At 29.3% G+C, this 1510-nt stretch carries 2 protein-coding genes; one reads left to right on the top strand and one right to left on the bottom strand.

Going from position 1 to position 1510, the window contains the following annotated elements:
- On the bottom strand, positions 1 to 1135 hold a 1135-nt coding region (locus tag E6248_RS15940), incomplete at its 3' end, for a DegT/DnrJ/EryC1/StrS family aminotransferase (RefSeq protein WP_316341747.1).
- 161 nt (positions 1136 to 1296) lie between these two features.
- Between E6248_RS15940 and E6248_RS15935 the strand changes: the two genes are divergently transcribed.
- The coding region (locus E6248_RS15935) for a hypothetical protein (RefSeq protein WP_396335165.1) at positions 1297 to 1510 on the top strand (214 nt) is incomplete at its 3' end.

Genomic DNA, 1510 nt, shown 5'->3' with positions numbered 1-1510 from the left:
ACTCTGGATATACTGGGACAGCAAATGTTCTATGAGAAAGGTACTCTGAAACTGGCATATCTCCTTCTTTATATCCTAGATTCTTATAGCATTTTTGAAGATGTAATGGTACAGGATAATATACTCCTGTTGCAATACCTGCTTCTTTTAACTTTTCTAGTACTTCTTCTCTATGTTCTGATTGCAGAACATACATATGGTAAACTGGTTCTACATAATCTCTAGTTACTGGAGTTACTAAATCAGTATTCTGTAGTGCTTCATTATAAATTCCAGCTATTTCTCTTCTCTTAGCATTCCAATTATCTATTTCTTTTATTTTAACATTTAAAATAGCTGCTTGAATAGCATCTAATCTTGAGTTATATCCTATTAAATAATTATAATATTTTAATGGATTATAAACTGTATCGTTAGCTCCTTCAGCTTTTTGAACTTCTTCTTCTATATTGTTTAGTAAGTTGTATGCCTTTTGACCATTTTCTCCACTTCCATGAGCCTTAAGTGCTTTTGCTATTATTGCAATATCATCGTTATTAGTAACAATCATACCACCATCTCCAGCACAGCCTAGGTTCTTAGTTGGGAAAAATGAAAATACTGCAGCATCTCCTAAAGAACCAACATTTCTTCCTTTATACTTTCCTCCAATTGCTTGGCAAGCATCTTCTATTACTAAAAGATTATGCTTCTTTGCAATTTCGTTTATTTCATCCATATCTGCACATTGGCCAAAGATATGAACTGGCATTATAGCCTTAGTTTTAGAAGTTATTTTTTCTTCTATCTTAGTTACATCTATATTAAAAGTATCTTTATTTACATCTACAAATATTGGAGTTCCTCCTACTGCTGATATAGCTTCAGCTGTAGCAAAGAATGTAAATGGAGTTGTTATTACTTCATCTCCTTCTCCTATTCCCATAGCCTTTAATGCTATTACTAATCCATCTGTTCCATTACCTACTGATATAGCATGTTTTACGCCTACATATTCAGCAAAGGCTTTCTCAAAATCTATTACAGTTTTGCCCATTATGTAATTAGCTGAAGTTAATATCCCAAGAGTTGCCTCTTTTAATTCCTCTGCCAATGATTCATATTGAGCTTTTAAATCTATTAAAGGTATATTCATTATTATACGCTCCTTTTTTGTTTAAAAATAAAACTAACAGTACTATTTTACCACAATTGTTGGCATATACAAACTTTTTTGCTTTAAATTCTTAGACTATTCTTATTTTAAATGATAATATATTATTATGTATTTTATCAATTAATTAAGGAGTGTTTTCTATGCTTGATATAGTAACCAATAAACTTTATATTAAATTACTTTATATATTTATAAGCTTTTCTTTTGCTACAGTTATATCAGATTTACCTTTCTTTAATCTTATTAATAAAGTAGTTCTATTAATTGCTTTTCTATATGTGGCAATAAACTTTATTGAAATTATTTTAAGAAGAAGAAAACCTTATATTTTCGAAATTTTTCTATATATATTTC

It is taken from the genome of Clostridium sp. (assembly GCF_032552055.1).
Taxonomy (GTDB): domain Bacteria; phylum Bacillota; class Clostridia; order Clostridiales; family Clostridiaceae; genus Clostridium.
The sequence above is the reverse complement of the archived record's forward strand: the minus strand, read 5'-3'. Positions and strand labels throughout refer to the sequence as shown.